Genomic DNA, 21110 nt, shown 5'->3' on the forward strand with positions numbered 1-21110 from the left:
CCCTGAATTGCGGGTTTCCCCGCCAGCGGCCCGGTCAGCGCTGCCTGCTCAGCCGCTCGCGTTCCGACAAGTCGATGTCAACGTATTTCCAAGGCGTGCGCCAGAACGGGTGGCGCAGATAGTTCTTCAGCCACGGATGCGAAACGTCATTGGCATAGGTGTGGAAGCCAAAGTCGAGCACGGAGTAAGCCGCTGCGATCCTCGACAGGGCTTCGTAGATCGCCGTGCGCCGCGGCCCGATCGGCGTTGCCTCGGCGAGGTCGTAGAGCCGGTCGTACTCGGCATCCTTGAACTGCATGTCGTTGATGGCGTTGATGTTGCGCGATACCAGCAGGCTCGGGTAGCCGCTGCCACCGGGACCGCTGGAGATCCAGCCCCAGCCCCAGGATTGCAGCTTGCCGGTGCGCGACATCTCGATCAGGTCGGGCCATTTCTGGCTGAAAAACTGCACCTTGATGCCGATGGCGTCCATGCTCTGCTTCCAGATCTCGTCCTGCTCCCGCGACTTGCTGTCGGGTGGGTTGGAGCGGGTGAAGATGAGCGGCTTGCAGCCCGGTGCCTCGCGATAACCGTCGCCATCGCAGTCCTTGTAGCCAAAGCGGTCGAGCAGGGCGCGGGCGAGCGGTGGGTCATACGGTGGTCGCAGGTTGAGGCCCTTCGAGTGACCGTTCTGGGTGGGCGGAATCAGTTGAGTAGCGAACTCGGCCTGACCTTTGTAGATGGTCTCGCGCTCGCGCGGGCCGTTGTAGCCCAGCAGGATGGCGCGGCGCAGGGCGATCTTTTCCAGGGCCATGCCACCGACCACCGGGTCGCTCATATTGAAGTACTGGAACTGCAACGAGGGTTCCATACGCCGCTGGTGACGGATGCCGCGCGTCGCATACTCCGCCTTCAGTGCGGTGCCGTCGAACACGCGCTCGTGCAGTGCCCGTGGCACGTCGATCTGGTCGAGCTCGCCGCTCTGGAATGCGAGCATGCGTGGCAGCGGCTCCTCGAGGATCTGCACTTCAATGCGGTCAAGCTGCGGCACCTTGAGCGTGGGTGACGGGCCGGACGCGAGCGGCAGCGCCTCGTCGCGATAGCCGGGATAGCGGGTGAGCACAATGCGGCTGGAGCGCTTCCATTCGCTCGCTGCCAGCTGGAATGCGTTGGTGCCGATCGGGTGCTCGCGCACGCGGCCGCGTTCGTCGCGGTACTTCTCGATCACCTCGCGTGCCACTGCGCTGAATGCGCTGGCAGCGAGGTCATACAGGAACTCGTACTGCGGCTTTTCAAAAACAATCTGCAGGCGATAGCGGTCGAGCGTGCGCAGCCCCGGAAACTCGCGGTCGTAGTCGAACTTGCCCGACTTCTCGGCCGCTTCGCGTACCGGCTTCATCCCTACCAGCTTGTTCTCGATCAGGTAGTAGTTCGGCGACGCGATCTTTGGATCCATCAGGCGCTTGATGGCGTACACATAGTCGGCGGCGACCAGCTCGCGCTTCTTGCCGGCGAACACCGGGTCGTCCTGGAAATAGATGCCCGGCTTGACGGTGAGTGTGTACGTCCGGCCGTCGGGCGAGACCTCGGGCATCTGCGCCAGCGTCGCAGGTTTTAGCGCGACCGGACGGGCATGATAGTCGTAGTCCAGCGGCGGATCGAACACCATGCGGATGATGTCGCTCGACGGAATGTCGTCGGACGCGGCGGGATCGAAGGTGCTCTCTGCGGCCGTGAAGGCGATGTGCAGCGTCTTCGTTGCCGCGAAGCCCGCGCAGGCGAACGTTGCACCAAGCAGCAGTGCAAACGTGAGGGTGATCGACTTGCGCATGGCCTGGGCGCCGGTCTGGACGTCAGCCTAGAGCCTTTTCGATGTCCTTCGCGAGTGAGGCGGGCTCATCCTGCGGCGCGAAGCGCTTCACCTTGCCATCGGGGGTGACGAGGAACTTGGTGAAATTCCACTTCACGTTCTTGCTGCCGAGCAGACCGGGTGCTTCTTCCTTGAGGTGCTCGAACAGCGGTGCTGCGTTGTCACCATTGACATCGACCTTGGCAAACATCGGGAAGTTGACGCCGTAGTTCAGGTCGCAAAAGCTTGCGATCTCGCTCTCGTCACCGGGCTCCTGTTCGCCGAACTGGTTGCAAGGGAAGCCGAGTACTTCCAGACCCTGCTCATGGTATTTGTCATGCAGCGCCTGCAGGCCCTTGTATTGCGGCGTAAAGCCGCACTTGCTGGCGGTGTTCACGATCAGCAGCGTCTTGCCCTTGTACTTGGCGAGCTTCTGCGGTTTGCCGTTGATGTCCTTGACGGTGAAATCGAATGCGGTGGTCATGAGGATCTCCTTGCCAAATTACTTACTGTAGGAGCGGCTCTGCCGCGAACAACAACTGCAACTGAGGTCGCGGCGGAGCCGCTCCTACAAACAAAAACTACAGTGCCGCGAAGCCACGCTCCAGATCGGCCTTGAGATCACGCTCGTCCTCAAGCCCGATGTTCAGGCGAATCAGCGCGCCCTTGTGCGGCCAATGCGTGCGCGATTTCGCGAGATCATAGGTGAGAGCCAGCGAGCCGATACCTCCCCAGCTGGCGCCAATGCCAAAGAACTCAAGCGCCTCGATGAAGCGGGCCGCCGCATCGGCACCATACTGATCGTGCAACACGAACGAAAACACCCCGGTGGAGCCGGTGAAGTCGCGTTTCCAGATCTCGTGGCCGGGGCTGCCGGGCAAGGCCGGATGCAGCACCAGCTTGACCTCCGGTCGCGTCTGCATCCACTGCGCGATCTCGTTGGTGACCCGCTCGACGTGACGGATGCGCAGCGGCATGGTCGGCAAGCCGCGCAGCACCAGATACACATCGTCTGGCGCGCAGCACTGGCCGGTCTGCAGCGCCATGTCCTTCACGCGCTTCCAGGTCGCCTCATCCTTCGCGGTGATCGATCCCATCACCAGATCGCTGTGCCCGGCCGGATACTTGGTCAGCGCATGTACCGAGATGTCGGCGCCCAGTTCAAATGCGCGCAGATACCAGCCGGCGCTGTAGGTGTTGTCGATGGCAACCAGCGCACCGGCCGCGTGGGCCGCAGCGGCGATGGCGGGCAGATCGCTCACTTCCATCGTGATGGAGCCCGGCGTTTCCACCCACACCAGCCTGGTGTTCGGCTTGATCTGGGCGGCAATGCCGGCACCTACCAGCGGGTCGTATTGCTCAACGGTGACATCCATCCGTTTGAGCAGCCCGTTGGCCAGTGTCTTGACCGGGTCGTACACGTTGGCGGGGATCAGCACATGATCGCCCGGCGCCACGAACGGCAGAAATGCGTATGCCACGGCGGCCAGCCCGGACGGGAACAGCACGGTGGCGAAGCCGCCTTCCCACTCGGCGAGGCGGTTCTGCAGGTCGCGCGTGGTCGGCGTGCCACTGGTGCCGTAGGTGTAGATCGATTCGTCGAAGCCCGAGCGGTTCTTCCACTTGTCGATGTTCTCGAACAGCACGGTGGAGGCGCGCTCGGTGCCGGGCACCAGTGAGCGAAAGCCGCCGGGGGCGGCGCGCTCCGGATGAATGAGCAGGGTGGCAGGTTGCTTGGTGGTCATGGGTCGTTGCCAGTGCGATCAGCCGCGCAGCAGGATACGCGCGTGATGATCGAGATGATCGTTGATGAAAGTCGAGATGAAGTAGTAACCGTGATCGTATCCCGCGTGGCGGCGCAAAGTCAGCGGCTGTTTGACTGCGGCACAGGCATGTTCGAACAGGTGCGGGTGTAACTGCGCTTCGAGAAACTTGTCGGCGAGGCCCTGATCGATCAGGATGCCGTCGGGGAACGGCGCCGCCGCCGCGCGCCCCATGAGCTCGCTGGCGTCGTGCTCGCACCACAGTGCGCTATCGGTGCCGAGATAGCCAGCGAACGCTTTCTGCCCCCACGGGCATTGCGTCGGTGCGCAGATGGGAGCGAATGCCGACAGCGACTTGAACAAACCGGGATGCCGCAGCGCGAGCGTCAGCGCGCCGTGACCGCCCATCGAATGGCCAGACAGGCCGAGCCGCTCCCTATCAATGGGCAAAGTCTGCGCAAGCAGCGCTGGCAGCTCCTGCGTCAGGTAGCTTTCCATGCGGTAATGCTGCGACCACGGTGAGACCGTGGCGTCGAGATAGAAGCTCGCGGCGAGACCGAAGTCCCAGCTATCGGTTTCTCCAGGTACGCCGGCGCCTCGCGGGCTGGTGTCGGGAGCGATCAGCGCGATGCCCAGCTCGGCGGCGCGTCGCTGCGCACCGGCCTTGATCATGAAAGTCTCTTCGTTGCAGGTGAGGCCGGCGAGGTAGACGATCGCCGGTACCTTGTCTCGCGCATCGCCGGGCACCGCCTGCGCGGGCAGGAACACCGAGAAGCGCATCGGCAGACCAATCGCGCCCGAGTCATGCTCGTAGAAGCGCTGCACGCCGCCGAAGCAGCCATGCTCGCTGAGCAGCTGCAACGTCGTGTCGGCCATCAGTAGATGACCACGCCGCGAATGGATTCGCCGCGTTTCATGAGGTCGAAGCCTTCGTTGATTTTTTCCAGCGGCATGGTGTGGGTGATCAGGTCGTCAATGTTGATCTTGCCGTCCATGTACCAGTCGACGATCTTCGGTACATCGGTGCGGCCGCGGGCCCCGCCGAACGCCGAGCCTTTCCACTGCCGACCGGTGACCAGCTGGAACGGCCGCGTGCTGATCTCGGCACCCGCCTCGGCGACACCGATGATGATGCTCTGGCCCCAGCCCTTGTGCGTGCATTCGAGCGCCTGACGCATGACCTTGGTGTTGCCGATGCATTCGAAACTGTAGTCGGCACCACCGTCGGTCAGTTGCACGATTGCGTCGACGACGTTCTCGCCTGCTGCTTCAAGTTGCTTCGGATTGATGAAGTGGGTCATGCCAAATTTGCGCGCCATGGCCTCGCGCGCCGGGTTGATGTCGATGCCGATGATCTTGTCGGCGCCGACCATTTTGGCGCCCTGGATTACGTTGAGACCAATACCGCCGAGGCCAAACACCACGACGTTTGCGCCCGCTTCGACTTTGGCCGTGAAGATGACCGCGCCGATCCCGGTGGTGACGCCGCAGCCGATGTAGCAGACCTTGTCGAACGGTGCGTCTTTACGGATCTTGGCGAGCGAGATCTCGGGCGCGACGGTGTAGTTCGAAAACGTAGAGGTGCCCATGTAGTGATAGATGGGCTTGCCGTCGAGCGAGAAGCGGCTGGTCGCATCGGGCATCAGGCCCTTGCCCTGGGTGCCGCGGATCAGCTGGCACAGGTTGGTCTTGCGCGACAGGCAGAACTTGCATTGGCGGCACTCGGGCGTGTAGAGCGGGATCACGTGATCGCCCTTCTTGAGCGTGGTGACGCCGGGGCCGACATCGACCACGATGCCTGCGCCTTCGTGGCCGAGGATCGCCGGAAAGATGCCCTCCGGGTCGGCGCCGGATAGTGTGTAGTAATCGGTGTGGCAGATACCGGTGGCCTTGATTTCGACCAGCACCTCGCCGGCCTTGGGGCCCTCAAGATCGACGGTTTCGATGGTCAGAGGTGCGCCCGATTTCCAGGCGACGGCGGCTTTGGTTTTCACGCGAGAGATCCTTTGCGGCAATGTAGCGTGCAGTGTATTCGTCCTGCTGGTAGCCAAGCCCGTGTCAGTGCACCACAAACCTGAACACCGCAGGCGCTACGGCGCGCTACGAGCCTAGAATCGGACAGCAGCTCGCGCACGGGCGCGGGGCACCAACAGAAGCATTGGCGGGAGAACAAGATGAAGTGGTTGAAGGCGCGTGCCTGGGCCGCACTGGTTGTGGCAGGGATGGTGGGATGTGCTGGCGCAGCGACGCCTGCTGCCAGTGGCGTACCCGGCGGAATTGCGCCGCCGAAACTGGTCGTGGTGGTGCTGGTGGACGGCTTGCCGCAGGAACAGTTACTGAAGAACTACGACCTGTTCGTGCCGAACGGTTTGCGCCGCTTGATGGACAAGGGTGCATGGTTCTCCGACGCCCATCAGGCACATGCCTTTACCGTGACTGCGGTGGGCCATGCCACGATCCTCTCCGGCGCTTATCCCTACCAGACGGGCATCATCGGCAACGACTGGAAAACGCGCGACGGCAAGTTCATCTACAACACTGCCGACACCGCGCACAAGTACCTCGACGGTACGCCCACGCAGGATGAAGACGGCACCAGTCCGAAGCTGCTGCAGGTGAGCCTGCTCGGCGACGAGTTGCGCTACGCCACCAACAACGCTGGCCGTGTGTTCTCGGTGGCCGGCAAGGATCGCGGTGCGATCCTGATGGCAGGCAAGACGGGAACCGCCTACATGTACTCCACCAAGACTGGCCGCTTCACCAGCACCAGCTACTACATGGACAAGCACCCGCAGTGGTGGGAGGACTACTACGCGAAGGCGCCACAGAACAAGTGGTTCCACCAGCGCTGGAATGTGCTGCTGGACAACCCGAAGGCCTATGAGCGCGCGCTACCGGAAGGCCAGAAGGCCGCGGTTTACAACCAGATGACTTCGAAGATGGGCTACCTCTACGGCATCGGTGAAACCAGCCCTGGCGCGAGTTACTACCGCATGCTGATGCCGAGTCCGTTCGGCGACGAAATGACCGCCGATTTTGCGCTGACCATGATGAAGTCGGAAGCCATCGGCCGCAATCCCAAGGGCGCCACCGACATCATGACTGTGAGCTTCTCCAGCCACGATTACATCAATCACAACTTTGGTCCCGAAAGCATCCAGTCGATGGATCACCTGCTGCGGCTGGACCGTACACTGGCAAAGTTTTTCGAGGCGGTGGAAGCGCATGCCGGGCGCGACAACGTGCTCACCGTGTTCTCGGCCGACCACGGCTTCATGAACACCCCTGAATACAGCAGCGGTCGTGGTTTCGAGGCGGGCCGCATTGACCCGACGGATACCCGCAACGCGGTGAATGCGCTGGCCGAGAAGAAATTCGGCATCCCGAAAATTGCGACGCAGCACATGGTGGGTGGCTGGACGCTCGACTACGCAGCGATCGATACCAAAGGCCTCAATCGCGAAGAGGTGGAGACCTTCATGGCGCGTGCGCTGCTCGATCAGCCCGGCATCGGCTACGCCTTCACGCGCAGCCAGCTTGAACGTGGCGACCTCCCGGCGCATCGCGTCGCGCTGCTGTCCCAGCGCGCCTGGTTCCGGCAGTCGGCGGTGGACATCATGGTGATTACCAAGCCTTTCCATTACTTCCAGTCGAAAACGTCCAACCCCGGCAGCGTCTGCTCGCACGGCACGCCGTACAGCTACGACACCAACGTGCCGCTGATGATCCACGGTCCGAAATGGGTCAGGGCCGGCCGCTACACGCAGTACGCCGAGACGGTGGACATCGCGCCGACCTTGGCGCAGGTGCTCAATGTGCGTGTGCCCAGTGCGAGTGAAGGCAAGGTGTTGACGCACGCGCTGGTAGCCCGCTGAGACGACACAGCTTTCCGGGTAGATGACCACTGGGCGAGGGCTCAAAGCGCATTTTGTCTAAAAGTCAACTTTTTGCACTTTTACGCATGAAGCCCCTGTTGAATGCGGTTTTCCGGTAAAAGCTGCAAGCTGCGGAACGACCGGTCAACGCCGTGATATTCGGGCCGGCGCAGTGGCGGTGTCAGCCAGTGTTACCGGCGTACGACGCGCCAGGATCGGTGATGCGGCGCTCGCCAGTGCCAGTTCGGCGGCCACTTCCTTCAGAGCCGGCCCCAGCTGCAGCATGCGGGCTTCGGTCAGGCGAATCAGCGGCCCGGCAATGGTGATCACGCCCACTGCGGGCTCGCCCGCGCGCTGGATGGGTGCCGCCATCGCCGTCATGCCCGGCGCAAACATTTCAACGATCATGCTGAAGCCACGCCTGCGGGCATCCTGCAGCAGCTTGACCAGTTGCTTGACACTGGTCGGCGCGTTGGGTCCGAATTCGACGGGACTGCCGAAACCCTGCCGCACCACAATCTCCAGCGCCTCATTCTCGGCCAGCGTCGATAGCCAGGCGTGGCCCGCCGCGCTGCACGAAAGGCGCACGTCGGTGCCGGTGTCGGGGTCGTAGCGCAGCCCGCTCTTAGCGCCCTGCGCCTTGGCCACAAAGGTCAGCCGCTCGCCATCGACGATCGCCAGACGCACCAACTCCCCCGAGCGCTCAGCCATGCGGTCCATCAGCGGCTGCGCGATGTCCACGATGCCGGAGCCGGACAGGTAGTTGAGGCCGAGCGCGGCGAGCTTGGTGGTCAGCGCGTACTCGCCATGCTCGCGCATCTGTCGCACGTAGCCGAACTGCACCAGATCAGTCAGCAGCCGGTGACAGGCGCCGCGCGGAATACGCAGCTCGTCCGACAGCGCGCTCAACGACTGCCCCTGTGGTCGTGCCGCCAGATATTCGAGAACCTGAAACGAACGCTCGAGTGAGGAGGACATGAGTTTGCGGCGTGGCGAAGCTGGCTCCGGATCATAGCGAAGCTTCGCGGATTTCATTCAAAATGGAACAATGTTCCATATGGAACGAAATGTCGTTATTATGCGAGCCAGTATCCACACCGCACAAGGAGGTACCCCGTGCAGCATTCCGTCCGACTCTTCACTACCGCCGCGATTGCCCTCGCCGGCGTCGCATTCGTGTCGCCCAGCGCGTCAGCGCAGTCTGCGCCGGACGCGCAGGAGCGCACCATCAAGTTCGGCCATCTGAACAACCCCGATCATCCGGTGAGCCTCGGGGTGAAGAAATTTGCCGAATTGCTCGCCGCGAAAAGCGGGGGCAAACTCAAGGTCAACGAATTCCCGTCCAACCAGCTCGGCAACGAGTTGCAGCAGCAGTCTGCTCTGCAGGGTGGTGTGCAGGAAATGACGGCACCGAGCACCAGTTCGCTCGCCGGTATCGTCAAGGAGTTCGGCCTGATTGACTTTCCGTTTGCGCTGGCGAGTTTCGAGCAGGCCGACGCGCTGCTCGACGGCCCGTTCGGTCAGGCCCTTATTGCGCGCTTGCCCGAGAAGGGGCTGATTGCGCTCGGCTACTGGGACCTGGGCTTTCGCAATGTCACCAACAGCCGCCGACCCATCAACCGGCCGGAAGATCTCGACGGCATCAAGATTCGTGTGATCCCGAATCCGGTGTTCCTGGAAACCTTCAAGGCGTTCAAGGCGAACCCGGTGCCAATGCCGTTTGCCGAGCTGTACGGCGCGCTGGAGGCAAAGGCAGTCGATGGTCAGGAGAACCCGTTTGCGGTGATCCTTTCCAACAAAATGTTCGAGGTGCAGAAGTACGTCAGCGCGACCAACCACGTCTACGGCACCAACATCATCCTGGTCAGCAAGCGCTTCTGGGACAAGCTCTCTCCAGCCGAGCAGAAGATGATGCAGGACGCCGCCAATGAAGCGAAGCGTTACCAGCGCCAGGTCAGTCGCGACGCCGCGCAGAAGGCAGTCGCCGAGTTGAAGGCGAAAGGCATGCAGTACAACGAGCTGGCAGCGGCCGAGCAGGCGCGCATGCGCCAGATTGCCAAACCGGTGACCGACAAGTTTGCCGCGTCTTACGACGCCACGCTGGTGAAGCTCTACAACGACGAACTGGCACGCATCCGCAAATGAAGTTCCTGATCCTGCACGGGCCGAACCTCAATCTGTTCGGCCGCCGCGAGCCGCACATCTACGGCACCACTACATTGGCGCAGATCAACGAGCGGCTGCAGTTGCTGGCGGGCGAGCTCGATGTTGAACTGGTGATCCATCAGTCGAATCACGAAGGCGTGCTGGTCGATCACTTTCATCAGTACATCGATAGTGTTGACGGTGCGCTGCTCAACCCGGCGGGCCTTACCCAGCATGGCGTCTCGTTGCATGATGCGATCAAGGCGATGCCGTTTCCGGTGCTCGAAGTCCATATGTCAAATATCGCTGCCCGCGAGCCCTGGCGCGATCACTCGATCATCGCGCCGGCGGTGAAGGCGACCATCCAGGGCCTGGGCTGGCGTTCGTACACCGCTGGTTTGCGCGCGCTGGTGGAAACGGTGCGCGAGACCAAGGCTACCTAGACGACGGCGGCCGTGGCGTCGGCTGCAGCTGGCGTTGCCAGTCGCTGCCGAAACGCCCGTGGTGACATTCCAGTGACGCGAGTGAACACCCGGCTGAAGTAAGCCGGGTCGTTGAATCCCAATGCGTAGGTGATGCTGGCAACTGGCTGGTTGGTATAGACGAGATAGCGCCGCGCCTCGCGCATGATGCGTTCGTCGATCAACACGGAGGCGGGCCGTCCGGTGGCTGCGCGGGTTATGCGGCTCAGGTGGGTGGCGCTGACCGCCAGCGCACGGGCGTAATCTGCCACCCGCCAATGCGCCACAAAATGAGCTTCAAGCAGCGACTGGAAGCGTGCGAACAGCTGCGATTCGGTCAAACTGCTGTCCTCATCGGCAACTGAAGGTGCATGCCGCGCGGCCAGGCCAAGCAGGGTGCTCGCCAGCCCGCGCAGCAGCAGCGCCCGCGCCGTGCCGCGACCGGTGAACTCGCGCGCAATACCTGCCATCAAAAGCCGCGCATCGTCCGGCATGGTCACCACAAACGCATTGCCCAGTGTGCGCCGTACGTCACCGACGCCGCCCAGAATTTCGTCAAGCAGCTCGGCCGCCAGCGTCGTTACCCAACCCTCAGTCCCCCGCTGAAAGGCAAATGCGTGCACGTCTCCGGGCGGGACGTTGACCAGCGACATGCTGGTGAGTGCCTGGGTCCGCCCATCAATCTGCACTGTGCCACGCCCGGCAGCGAGCAGCAGCAACTGGTGCAGCCGGTCATGCCGGTGCGGCGCCAGCTCCCAGTCATGCAAGGCTGAGCGGGCGGCGATGGTTTCGCAATGCAGGATGTCCGGCAGATGGGTGGACTCGCCGAACAGGTTGAAGTTGAGGATGTTCTGGTTGCCGGAGGCCGAGGCATGGCGCATGTACGAATCGTACAAGTATTCGCAGCTTCCGGCCATTCTCCCTTGCTGTGGCAAGGTCTACAGTTCGGCTCATGATGAAGTCGTGCGTGCGGCCCGACCGGGGTGCCCGCGATGACCAGACAAGGAGGACAGCATGAAAACACAGGTTTGCATCATCGGCGGCGGCCCCTCGGGGCTGATGCTCTCGCAGTTATTGCATCTGAAGGGGATCGACACCGTCGTGCTCGAACGGCAAAGTCGCGAGTACGTTCTGAGTCGCATTCGTGCCGGCGTGCTGGAGCATGGCTTCGCCAAGCTCATGCGCGAGGCGCAATGTGGCGAGCGCATGGACCGCGAGGGCGAAATCCACGAGGGTTTCTTCATCGCCAACAACGGCACCATGAAGCGCATGGATCTGCACAAGTACAGCGGCGGCAATTCGGTGGTGGTTTACGGCCAGACTGAACTGACGCGTGATCTCTACGAAGCGCGCGACCGCATGAACGGCGTGGTGATCCACAACGCCGAAGATGTGCAGCCGCACAACCTGACCAGCAAGACACCGTACGTCACCTATCGCAGCGGCGACGACATCGTGCGCATTGATTGCGACTACGTCATCGGCGCCGATGGTTTCCACGGCGTCAGCCGCAAGTCGATCCCGAAGGATGTGCTGCGCGAGTATGAAAAGGTCTATCCCTTTGGCTGGCTCGGTGTGCTCTCGCGCACCAAACCGGTATCGCCGGAATTGATTTACTCGCGCACCGACCGTGGTTTTGCGCTCTGTTCGCTGCGCTCGCAGGTATTGAGCCGCTACTACATCCAGGTGCCACTAACCGATACGGTGGAAGACTGGTCGGACGACAAGTTCTGGGATGAGCTGAAACGGCGCTTGCCGGCTGACGTAGCGGCGAAGTTGATCACTGGCGCGTCAATCGAAAAGTCCATCGCGCCGCTGCGCTCGTTCGTTGCGGAGCCGATGCGTTACGGCAATCTCTTCCTCGCCGGCGACGCGGCACATATTGTGCCGCCCACCGGCGCCCGCGGCCTCAATAGCGCGGCATCGGACATCTACTATCTCTATCACGCGATGGTGGCGCACTACAAGAATGGCGACGACAGCGGACTGGATGGCTACTCTGCCAAGGCGCTCGCCCGGGTATGGAAAGCGCAACGCTTCTCGTGGTGGATGACCACGCTGCTGCATACCTTTCCGGATTCGATCGACTACGACAAAAAGCTGCAGCAGACCGATCTCGACTATCTGTTCTCGTCCGAAGCAGCACAAAGCTCGCTCGCGGAGAACTATGTAGGATTGCCGTTCTAGACAAAGCTACTTCGTCGGCGGGCGAGCGATTACTGGCTGCCCGCTGACCAGTTGCTTGACCCACCGGTTTGGAAAGCGCCGACCGGTGGTGATCGCGTAGAAGCGCTCGCGCACACCGGGCACCGCACATCGCTCGACCAGCGTGCCTGCAGCCAGTTCGTCGCGAACCACCACGGTGGGGACAAGCGTGACGCCCGGCGCATCGCGCGCCAGCAGGCGCAGCATGGCCATGTCGTCAACTTCCGCAATGATGCGCGGCGTGATGCCTGCCGTGTGCACCGCGAGATCGAATGCCGTACGCATCGCGCTGGCGTGGCTTGGCAGCAGCACCGGGGTGGTGGCCAGATCGTCGGGAAAGCGGAAGGACCGGCGCCCGCGCGACCGGCGTGAGACAAGACTCACCGCAACATCGGCGAGCAGGTGACTATGCCGGTTCTGCCCGGCATCGCGCGGCACCGGCATGTTGGACAGCAGCATGTCGAGCGCATGGGAATCGAGCTGCGTCAACAGTTCGGCCATGGAGCCGGAGCGCAGCACCAGCTCCACACCGGGCTCGGCGAGCAGCGGCCGCAGCAATGTGTATTGAAAGTTACGCGATAGCGTGGCGGCGGCACCGATGCGCACGATCTCCCGGTTATCCGCCGGACGCCCGCGCAAGACGGCAAGCAGTTCGTCACCCGACTTGAAGATGGTATCGGCATAGTCAAGCGCGATGCGCCCGGCCTCAGTGAGCGTCAGCCGCCGGTTGTGCCGTGTGAACAGCGGCTGCCCGAGACGGTCCTCCAGTTGTCGCAACTGGATGGAGAGCGCCGAGGCTGTCACATGCAGACGGGTCGCAGCGGATGCGACGCTACCTTCGCGGGCAATGGTCCAGAAGTAGTGAAGATGGTGATAGTTCAGGCTTGACACGACAATCAGGTGCGATGACTGAGCAGAGAAAAGGCTAAAGAAAATTTATGCAAATGGCAAATTCATTGAACTGGATTGATGTTATGTGACTGCCTAGCATTCGGTCAGTCAACAAATCCAGGTGAACTCCCATGGACGCCACACTCGTCCGCAGCCTGCTCGACCCGGCTGTACTGTTTTTCTTCTTCGGCCTCTTTGCCGCCGCTGTGAGATCGAATCTCGAGGTGCCACCGGCGATAGCGAAGTTCTTCTCGCTGTATTTGCTGATGTCAATCGGCTTCAAGGGCGGCGTCAGCCTCGCGCAGACCGGGTTCACCAGCAGCATGCTGCTCGCGCTCGGCGCCGCGCTCACGCTGGCTTTTGTGATCCCGGCCTACAGCTATGCCATTCTGCGCAGACGGCTGAACGCGTTCGATGCAGCGGCAGTGGCCGCGACCTACGGCTCCGTCAGTGCGGTCACGTTCATCGCAGCAAACAGCTTCATCGAGCAGCAGGGCGTGATGCCTGGTGGTTACATGTCCGCAGCGCTGGTGTTGATGGAGTCGCCCGCCGTGCTGATGGCGGTGGTGCTGGCCAACCACGCCCGCCAGACAGGTACGCAGCCCGGCACGATTCCGAAAGAGGATGTGTCGATGAAGAACATCCTGCACGAGGCCTTCACCGATGGTGCGCAACTGCTGCTGCTCGGCAGCCTGCTGATCGGCGTGCTCACTGGCGAGCACGGCAAGAAGGTGCTCGACCCATTCACCGGCATGATCCAGAAGGGAATACTGGCGTTCTTCCTGCTCGAAATGGGGCTGCTGGTGGGCAGGCGCTTCCGGGATATCGACAAGAGCTCGCGCGGCTTCATTGCGCTGTTCGGGCTGGTCGCGCCGCCGGTCAATGCCGCGCTCGCCGCCTCGCTAGCCCATCTGCTGGGGCTACCCCTCGGTGATGCGTTCATCCTCTGCGTACTCGCCGCCAGTGCGTCCTACATCGTCGTGCCCGCGGTAGTTCGCCACGCCATCCCCGAGGCCAACGCGGGGCTTTACTTCAGCATGGCGCTGGTGGTGACCTTTCCGTTCAATATTGCGGTGGGGATACCGCTTTACTTTGCGGTGCTGAAGATGGTGTGGTAGCGACGCGCTCAAGGCGCGCAAGACGGATTGCAACTATCATTGGGCTGCCAGTAAACGGGAGTCGTCGTCGGTGAACGGTTCGTCGTGCAGGCAAACCACGCCATGTCCAATCCGTTTTTCGATCACCCGATTCTCAACTCGCCGTACGATTGCCCTACACGACATTGGGAGCTCGACGATGAGGGCCAGCCGACGCAGCAAATTGTCGGCGTGCGTCGCCGCGCACAATTCATCACGCCAATTCCCAAGCCCAAGAAGCGCAAGCGTGGCGCCGTGCAGAAAGATTTGGAGCTGGACGATGGGCAGGGCCTCTCCAGCCGGGAGCAGCAGTACGAGCTGACTTCCATCATCAACGAGGTTCGCGGGCACGTTGAGGCGTGGCGTAGTCTGCCCAATCCGCAACAGTGGCAAGTCACGCCGGAGACGCAGCGCCTGCTGCAACACTGGCGCCATCATGCGTTTGCTGGTGTCCGTCCGTTTTTCTGTCAGGTCGAAGCCGTCGAGACTGCAATCTGGTTGACCGAGGTCGCGCCACTGTCGCGACATGGCAAACGATTCATCGACCACCTGGCTGCTGCCAATCGCGAGGCGAATCCGGACTTGATGCGCCTCGCACTCAAGCTCGCGACCGGCGCTGGCAAGACAACGGTCATGGCCATGCTGATCGCCTGGCAGACGATCAACGCCGTGCGCCGTCCCGCTGGCAAGTCATTCACACGCGGTTTTCTGATTTGCGCACCGGGCCTCACCATCCGCGACCGGCTACGCGTCCTGCTGCCAAATGATCCTGATAGCTACTACAAAACGCGGGAACTCGTGCCCGGCGACCTGCTTGACGACCTGCACCGCGCCAAGATCGTCATTACCAACTACCATGCCTTCAAGCTGCGAGAGCGGGTCGAGCTATCCAAGGGCGGACGAGCACTGCTGACCGGACGCACCGGCGACGTGCCGCTTACCCTCGAAACTGAAGGGCAGATGCTGCAACGCGTCATGCCCGACCTCATGGGTTTCAAGAACATTGTTGTCATTAACGACGAGGCGCACCACTGCTACCGCGAGAAAGTGCGGGCGGCCGATGACGAGGAAGACGACCTGAAGGGGGAGGAACGCAGAGAGGCAGAGAAAAACACCGAGGCGGCACGACTCTGGATCTCCGGCATCGAGGCGGTGAATCGCAAGCTTGGCGTGGCCAGGGTGATCGACCTTTCCGCGACGCCATTTTTCCTGAGCGGCTCTGGCTACGCAGAGGGCACGCTGTTCCCGTGGACGATGAGCGACTTTTCGCTAATGGATGCCATCGAGTGCGGCATCGTTAAGCTGCCTCGTGTGCCGGTGGCACAGAACATTCCGGGGGACGAGCTGCCGGTCTTTCGTAACCTCTGGCATCACATTGGCAAGGACATGCCGAAAAAGGGTCGTGGCACTGGCGGTGAACTTGACCCATTGCAATTGCCCACCCGACTGCAAACGGCGCTGGAGGCCCTGTACGGTCACTACGAAAAAACGCACCAGCTCTGGCAGGCGGCAGGTATTCGCGTGCCACCATGTTTCATCGTCGTCTGCCAGAACACTGCGATTTCGAAGCTGGTGTACGACTTCATCTCAGGTTTTCACCGCACCAATGACGATGGCAGCACCACGCTGGTCAACGGTCGCCTTGCGTTGTTTCGCAATTTCGACGACGACACCGGTGCACCGCTTGCCCGCCCGAACACGCTGCTGATCGACAGTGAGCAGCTTGAGGCTGGCGACGCGCTCGATGACAACTTCCGCACCATGGCGGCTGACGAAATTGAGCGCTTTCGCCGTGAGATGGCAGAACGCAGCGGCGACATCAGGCGCGCTGCGGACATTACCGACCAGGAGCTGCTCCGCGAGGTGATGAACACCGTTGGCAAATCCGGACAACTGGGCGGCGGTATCCGCTGCGTGGTCTCGGTGTCGATGCTGACCGAGGGATGGGATGCCAACACCGTTACCCACGTGCTGGGCGTGCGCGCGTTCGGCACCCAATTGCTTTGCGAGCAGGTGATTGGGCGGGCGTTGCGGCGGCAGTCCTACGATCTCAATGAGGAGGGGCTGTTCAACGTCGAGTACGCCGACGTGTTTGGCATCCCGTTCGATTTCACCGCCAAGCCGGTGGTCAGTCCGCCACAACCGCCGCGCGAGACGGTGCAGGTCAAGGCCATGCGACCCGAGCGCGATGCGCTGGAGATTCGCTTCCCACGTGTCGAGGGCTACCGCGTCGAGCTGCCCGAGGAACATCTCGTCGCTGCCTTCAACGATGAATCCATCCTTCGGCTCACGCCGGACATGACCGGCCCCACCAGGAACCGCAACGAAGGCATCATCGGTGAAGGCGTCGATCTCAGCATCGCCCACCTGAGCGACATGCGTACTGCCACGCTCGCCTTCCATCTCACCCGCCGCCTGATCGAGAGCAAGTGGCGCGACCCCGGTGAAGCCCCGCGCCTGCACCTGTTTGGGCAGTTGAAGCAGATCACCACGCAGTGGCTACAAGGCTACTTGCAGTGCGTCGGCGGCACCTACCCGGCGCAGCTCATGTACCAGGAATTTGCCGACATGGCCTGCAACAAGATCACCGCAGCCATTACCCGCCATTTCTTGGGCGAGCGGCCAATCAAGGTGCTGCTTGATCCGTACAACCCGACTGGCTCCACACGCCATGTGCGCTTCAACACCTCCAAAAGCGACCTCTGGCAAACCAGCTCCCAGCATTGCCACATCAACTGGGTGGTGCTCGACAGCGATTGGGAGGGTGAATTCTGCCGCGTGGCCGAAGGCCACCCCAAGGTGCTCGCCTACGTCAAGAACCACAACCTCGGCTTCGAAGTGCCCTATCGCTTCGGCTCCGGCATGCGCCGCTACTTTCCTGATTTCATCGTGCTGGTGGATGACGGCCGCGGCGCCAATGATCCGTTGCATCTGGTGGTGGAGATCAAAGGCTATCGCGGCGAAGATGCCATTGAGAAAAAGTCAACGATGGACACCTACTGGATTCCCGGTGTCAACCACGCCGGAAGCTATGGCCGCTGGGCGTTTGCGGAGTTCACGGAGGTGTACCAGATTGAGAGTGAATTCAAGGCAAAAATTGTCGAGTCCTTTGCTCGGATGATTCGCTCCGCCGCCTTTACGCTGCCCGCCGGGACAGGTCATGAAAACTGAACTTATTCAATCACTTACGGAAACTTTTGAGGGACACGCTCAGCGCACCGAGGGCGGCGTTGAGTACTGGCTCGCGCGTGACTTGCAGCACCTGCTCGACTACAGCAAGTGGGATAACTTTCTGAACGTGGTATCGAGGGCCAAAACTGCTTGCGAAGTGTCGGGGCACGCAGTCGCTGACCATTTTGCCGACGTCAGCAAAATGGTCGAACTTGGCTCCGGTAGCCAGCGCGAAGTCGACGACCTGATGCTGACGCGTTACGCGTGCTACCTGATTGCGCAAAACGGGGACTCGAAAAAGCAACCCATCGCTTTTGCGCAAACTTACTTTGCCGTTCAAACCCGCCGTGCTGAGTTGATTGAGCAGCGGTTGCTCGAAGCCGAACGCGTCGCTGCGAGGAAAAAACTTACCAACACAGAAAAAGAGCTTTCATCTGTCATCTACGAACAGACGGGTGGCGAGCAGGATTTCGCGCTCATTCGCAGCAAAGGCGACAGCGCGCTCTTCGGCAAATCCACCCAGGCGATGAAGGCGCAATGGAAGGTGCCGGACGGACGCCCGCTTGCAGATTTCGCGCCAACCATCATCCTCAAGGCGAAGGACTTCGCTGCCGAGATCACCATTTTCAATGCCCGTGAGCATCGCATGCACACCGAGGCCGCAATCTCGAACGAACACGTGACCAACAACAAGGCAGTTCGGGACACCTTGCTGCAACGTGGTATTCGCCCGGAATCACTGCCGCCCGCTGAGGACGTGAAAAAGGTGGAGCGACGCCTGCAAAGCGCCGACAAGAAGGCGTTGAAGAAACCCGACTCGCTGGATAGCTGATCGTACCCATGGCCAAGAAACCCGCCGCCCCCAAAACCGTCGAAACGCTCAAGCACGACGACGCCACGCGCAAGAACATCCCCACGGCGGAATACCAGTCGGTGCTTGACCGCGAGCAACAAAACCCGAAGCGCGTGCGCTACCCACGCAACACCGATCTTGACCCGCAGCTGGTCTGGCGCGGCAAGGACGAGCAGGACTGGTCCGACCTCGTCGTCCACGCCCCGCCGCTCTACATTCAGGAGAAAGTGCACCCCAAGGCGCTGATCGACGACCTGCTGCACGCCTCCAAGGCGCGCGAACACGAGGCCGGGCAGATGACGGCGGACTTGTTCGCCGATTTCAATGGCATCCCCAAGGGCGCCGACAAGACCGAGTTCTACCAGCACGACCAGAACTGGTCGAACCGCATGATCCTCGGTGATTCATTGCAGGTGATGGCCAGCCTTGCCGAGCGCGAAGGCCTGCGCGGCCGCGTGCAGTGCATTTATTTCGACCCGCCGTACGGCATCAAATTCAACAGCAACTTTCAGTGGAGTACCACCAGCCGCGACGTGAAGGACGGCAACGCCGGCCACATCACGCGCGAGCCCGAGCAGGTCAAAGCCTTTCGCGACACCTGGCGCGACGGCATCCACAGCTACCTCACCTACTTGCGTGACCGCCTCACCGTCGCCCGCGATCTGCTCACCGAGTCGGGCTCGATCTTTGTGCAGATTGGCGATGAGAACGTGCACCGGGTGCGGGCGGTGATGGATGAGGTGTTCGGCGAGGCTAATTTCATGTCGCAAATTGTCTTCCGTAAGACAACAGGGAAGGCAAGCGGCGCTCTCGACAACACGTGCGACTACCTGCTCTGGTTTGCCAGGGATCGCAGCAAGCTCAAGTTCAGGCCTTCTTTTGAGCAACGCTTGTACTCTGAAGACATGAACGTTAGATTCGTCGAGGACACTAATGGTCGGCGACGGCCAATGACGAAAGATGAGAGTGACGGGTCGATCCCGTTGCCCGAGGGAAGTCGGGCATATCGGTACAACCCGCTGACTAGTGCCAGGCCGCAACAGGAAAGCGACGTCCGTCAGTACGAGTTTCAAAGGCAAATTTACACGCCCGGTAAGCGAACGTTCAGCACAAACCTACGCGGTTTGCACCAACTCGACAAGGCGAATCGACTGGCCGGTATCGGTAAATCGCTAACGTTCGTACGCTACGTCAACGACTTTGCGTTCAAACCACGAAACGATATTTGGGATGACACGAGGCAAAGCGGCTTCGGTGATGAAAAGACTTACGTAGTGCAAACGAGTGTGCGGGCAATCGAACGTTGTGTGTTGATGGCCACCGACCCCGGCGACCTCGTGCTCGATCCCACCTGCGGTAGTGGCACCACGGCCTATGTCGCTGAGCAATGGGGCCGTCGCTGGATCACTATTGACACCTCACGCGTAGCGCTGGCCCTGGCGCGGGCGCGCATCATGGGCGCACGCTACCCGTTCTACCTGCTCGCCGATTCGCGCGAGGGGCAGATCAAGGAGGCCGAGGTCACGCAAACAGTGCCCAGCTCGCAGCCCACCCACGGCAACATCCGCCACGGCTTCGTTTACGAGCGGGTGCCGCACATCACGCTGAAATCCATCGCCAACAACGCCGAGATCGACGTGATCTGGGACCAGTGGCAGCAAACGTTGGAGCCGCTGCGCACGCAGTTGAATGCCACGCTCAAACGGGCGTGGCAAGAGTGGGAAATCCCACGCCAGGCCGACACCCAATGGCCGGATGCGGCCACGCGGGCGCACGCTGCATGGTGGGACGCGCGCATCGCGCGGCAAAGGGAGATCGACGCCTCCATCGCTGCCAAGGCCGAGTTTGAGTATCTGTACGACAAGCCGTACGAGAACAAAAAGGCCGTGCGCGTGGCCGGGCCGTTCACGGTGGAGAGCCTGTCGCCGCATCGCGTGCTGGGCGTGGACGAAGACGGCGAACTGATCGACCGCGCCCGCGAAGATTCGCCCGACTATCTGGCGAAGCAGACCTTCCCGCAGATGATCCTGGAGAACCTGAAAGCCGCCGGCGTGCAACAGGCGCACAAGGAGGGGCGCATCAGCTTCACGTCCCTTGTGCCGTGGCCGGGCGAGGGCTTGATCTGCGCTGAAGGGCGCTATCTTGAGGGGGAGATGGAGAAGCGCGCCGGCATCTTCATCGGCCCCGAGTTTGGCACCGTGCAGCGCGCCGATCTGGTGGCTGCCGCGCGCGAGGCGGGTGACGCGGGCTTTGATGTGCTGATCGCTTGCGCCTTCAACTACGAGGCGCACACCACCGATTTCGCCAAGCTCGGTCGTCTGCCCGTACTCAAGGCGCGCATGAATGCCGACCTGCACATGGCAGAGGACCTGAAGAACACCGGCAAGGGCAATCTCTTCGTCATCTTCGGCGAGCCGGATATTGATGTGCTGCCCGCGGCCGACGGCAAGCTGCGCGTCAAGGTCAACGGCGTCGATGTGTTCAAACCGCAAACCGGCGAAGTGGTGAGCGACGGCGCCGACGGCATCGCCTGCTGGTTCATCGACACCGACTATAACGAAGAGAGCTTCTTCGTTCGTCACGCTTACTTCCTGGGCGCCAACGATCCCTACAGCGCCCTCAAAACCACGCTGAAAGCAGAGATCGACCCCGAAGCCTGGGCCAGCCTCAACAGCGACACCTCACGCCCCTTCGACAAACCCAAATCCGGCCGCGTAGCGGTGAAGGTGATCAATCATCTGGGGGATGAGGTTATGAAGGTGTTTCGGGTTTAACAAGACGG

Annotated in this window: 16 protein-coding genes; 8 read left to right on the forward strand and 8 right to left on the reverse strand. The window is 61.6% G+C overall.

Annotated features, from left to right (window positions below; translation table 11 throughout):
• Window positions 1–34: 34 nt before the first annotated feature.
• The 5 genes from FKL89_RS03320 to FKL89_RS03340 all read right to left on the reverse strand — a co-directional run bounded on the left by FKL89_RS03320 (window position 35) and on the right by FKL89_RS03340 (window position 5585).
• Window positions 35–1810, reverse strand: coding sequence for an ABC transporter substrate-binding protein (locus tag FKL89_RS03320; protein WP_156861303.1), 1776 nt, complete (start codon window positions 1808–1810; stop codon window positions 35–37).
• Between the two features lie 22 nt (window positions 1811–1832).
• Entirely contained in the window at window positions 1833–2312 is a 480-nt protein-coding gene (locus FKL89_RS03325) for a glutathione peroxidase (RefSeq protein ID WP_156861305.1), read from the reverse strand.
• A gap of 97 nt (window positions 2313–2409) precedes the next feature.
• On the reverse strand, window positions 2410–3573 hold the full coding sequence (gene metC, locus FKL89_RS03330; protein WP_156861307.1) for a cystathionine beta-lyase: 1164 nt from the start codon (window positions 3571–3573) through the stop codon (window positions 2410–2412).
• An 18-nt stretch (window positions 3574–3591) separates the two neighbouring features.
• Window positions 3592–4467, reverse strand: a complete 876-nt coding sequence (fghA, locus tag FKL89_RS03335) for an S-formylglutathione hydrolase (protein WP_156861309.1) — start codon at window positions 4465–4467, stop codon at window positions 3592–3594.
• The gene (locus FKL89_RS03340) at window positions 4467–5585 is read right to left on the reverse strand and encodes an S-(hydroxymethyl)glutathione dehydrogenase/class III alcohol dehydrogenase (RefSeq protein ID WP_156861311.1); all 1119 of its coding nucleotides are present in this window, start codon (window positions 5583–5585) and stop codon (window positions 4467–4469) included. Before FKL89_RS03340 ends, fghA begins: the two co-directional genes overlap by 1 nt.
• A 180-nt stretch (window positions 5586–5765) precedes the next feature.
• Here FKL89_RS03340 and FKL89_RS03345 point away from each other — a divergent pair, with 180 nt between their 5' ends.
• On the forward strand, window positions 5766–7466 hold the full coding sequence (locus FKL89_RS03345; RefSeq protein WP_156861313.1) for an alkaline phosphatase family protein: 1701 nt from the start codon (window positions 5766–5768) through the stop codon (window positions 7464–7466).
• 144 nt (window positions 7467–7610) lie between these two features.
• Here the strand turns inward: FKL89_RS03345 and FKL89_RS03350 are convergent, their stop codons facing one another.
• Complete coding sequence (locus FKL89_RS03350; RefSeq protein WP_156861315.1) at window positions 7611–8444, reverse strand: IclR family transcriptional regulator; 834 nt, start codon at window positions 8442–8444, stop codon at window positions 7611–7613.
• Window positions 8445–8582: 138 nt separating this feature from the next.
• Between FKL89_RS03350 and FKL89_RS03355 the strand changes: the two genes are divergently transcribed.
• Window positions 8583–9611, forward strand: coding sequence for a TRAP transporter substrate-binding protein (locus FKL89_RS03355; RefSeq protein ID WP_420361134.1), 1029 nt, complete (start codon window positions 8583–8585; stop codon window positions 9609–9611).
• Window positions 9608–10054, forward strand: a complete 447-nt coding sequence (locus tag FKL89_RS03360) for a type II 3-dehydroquinate dehydratase (protein ID WP_156861317.1) — start codon at window positions 9608–9610, stop codon at window positions 10052–10054. Before FKL89_RS03355 ends, FKL89_RS03360 begins: the two co-directional genes overlap by 4 nt.
• Here the strand turns inward: FKL89_RS03360 and FKL89_RS03365 are convergent.
• Window positions 10051–10953, reverse strand: a complete 903-nt coding sequence (locus FKL89_RS03365) for a helix-turn-helix domain-containing protein (protein ID WP_156861319.1) — start codon at window positions 10951–10953, stop codon at window positions 10051–10053. The genes FKL89_RS03360 and FKL89_RS03365 overlap by 4 nt on opposite strands.
• 133 nt (window positions 10954–11086) lie before the next feature.
• Between FKL89_RS03365 and pobA the strand changes: the two genes are divergently transcribed.
• A complete protein-coding gene (pobA, locus tag FKL89_RS03370) occupies window positions 11087–12259 on the forward strand; it encodes a 4-hydroxybenzoate 3-monooxygenase (RefSeq protein WP_156861321.1) in 1173 nt (390 codons plus the stop codon).
• Window positions 12260–12265: 6 nt separating this feature from the next.
• On the opposite strand, the gene FKL89_RS03375 is transcribed toward pobA, so the two are convergent.
• On the reverse strand, window positions 12266–13168 hold the full coding sequence (locus FKL89_RS03375) for a LysR family transcriptional regulator (RefSeq protein WP_156861323.1): 903 nt from the start codon (window positions 13166–13168) through the stop codon (window positions 12266–12268).
• A 131-nt stretch (window positions 13169–13299) separates the two neighbouring features.
• Between FKL89_RS03375 and FKL89_RS03380 the strand changes: the two genes are divergently transcribed.
• The 4 genes from FKL89_RS03380 to FKL89_RS03395 all read left to right on the forward strand — a co-directional run bounded on the left by FKL89_RS03380 (window position 13300) and on the right by FKL89_RS03395 (window position 21102).
• Window positions 13300–14286 (forward strand): sodium-dependent bicarbonate transport family permease, encoded by a 987-nt coding sequence (locus FKL89_RS03380; RefSeq protein WP_156861325.1) that lies wholly within the window; start codon window positions 13300–13302, stop codon window positions 14284–14286.
• 102 nt (window positions 14287–14388) lie between these two features.
• On the forward strand, window positions 14389–17475 hold the full coding sequence (locus FKL89_RS03385; protein ID WP_156861327.1) for a BPTD_3080 family restriction endonuclease: 3087 nt from the start codon (window positions 14389–14391) through the stop codon (window positions 17473–17475).
• A complete protein-coding gene (dinD, locus tag FKL89_RS03390; protein ID WP_156861329.1) occupies window positions 17465–18307 on the forward strand; it encodes a DNA damage-inducible protein D in 843 nt (280 codons plus the stop codon). The genes FKL89_RS03385 and dinD overlap by 11 nt, the downstream gene beginning before the upstream one ends.
• 8 nt (window positions 18308–18315) lie before the next feature.
• A complete protein-coding gene (locus tag FKL89_RS03395) occupies window positions 18316–21102 on the forward strand; it encodes a site-specific DNA-methyltransferase (protein ID WP_156861331.1) in 2787 nt (928 codons plus the stop codon).
• Window positions 21103–21110: the final 8 nt, after the last annotated feature.

The sequence above is a fragment of the Casimicrobium huifangae genome, assembly GCF_009746125.1.
Taxonomy (GTDB): Bacteria; Pseudomonadota; Gammaproteobacteria; order Burkholderiales; family Casimicrobiaceae; genus Casimicrobium; species Casimicrobium huifangae.

Excerpts from the sequence above, each read along its gene's own strand:
- dinD (WP_156861329.1), top strand. The coding sequence starts at position 17,465 with ATGAAAACTGAACTTATTCAATCACTTACGGAAACTTTTGAGGGACAC.
- FKL89_RS03395 (WP_156861331.1), top strand. The coding sequence starts at position 18,316 with ATGGCCAAGAAACCCGCCGCCCCCAAAACCGTCGAAACGCTCAAGCAC.
- FKL89_RS03320 (WP_156861303.1), bottom strand. The coding sequence starts at position 1,810 with ATGCGCAAGTCGATCACCCTCACGTTTGCACTGCTGCTTGGTGCAACG.
- FKL89_RS03350 (WP_156861315.1), bottom strand. The coding sequence starts at position 8,444 with ATGTCCTCCTCACTCGAGCGTTCGTTTCAGGTTCTCGAATATCTGGCG.
- FKL89_RS03325 (WP_156861305.1), bottom strand. The coding sequence starts at position 2,312 with ATGACCACCGCATTCGATTTCACCGTCAAGGACATCAACGGCAAACCG.
- FKL89_RS03365 (WP_156861319.1), bottom strand. The coding sequence starts at position 10,953 with ATGCGCCATGCCTCGGCCTCCGGCAACCAGAACATCCTCAACTTCAAC.
- FKL89_RS03385 (WP_156861327.1), top strand. The coding sequence starts at position 14,389 with ATGTCCAATCCGTTTTTCGATCACCCGATTCTCAACTCGCCGTACGAT.
- FKL89_RS03345 (WP_156861313.1), top strand. The coding sequence starts at position 5,766 with ATGAAGTGGTTGAAGGCGCGTGCCTGGGCCGCACTGGTTGTGGCAGGG.
- metC (WP_156861307.1), bottom strand. The coding sequence starts at position 3,573 with ATGACCACCAAGCAACCTGCCACCCTGCTCATTCATCCGGAGCGCGCC.
- FKL89_RS03360 (WP_156861317.1), top strand. The coding sequence starts at position 9,608 with ATGAAGTTCCTGATCCTGCACGGGCCGAACCTCAATCTGTTCGGCCGC.
- fghA (WP_156861309.1), bottom strand. The coding sequence starts at position 4,467 with ATGGCCGACACGACGTTGCAGCTGCTCAGCGAGCATGGCTGCTTCGGC.
- FKL89_RS03380 (WP_156861325.1), top strand. The coding sequence starts at position 13,300 with ATGGACGCCACACTCGTCCGCAGCCTGCTCGACCCGGCTGTACTGTTT.
- pobA (WP_156861321.1), top strand. The coding sequence starts at position 11,087 with ATGAAAACACAGGTTTGCATCATCGGCGGCGGCCCCTCGGGGCTGATG.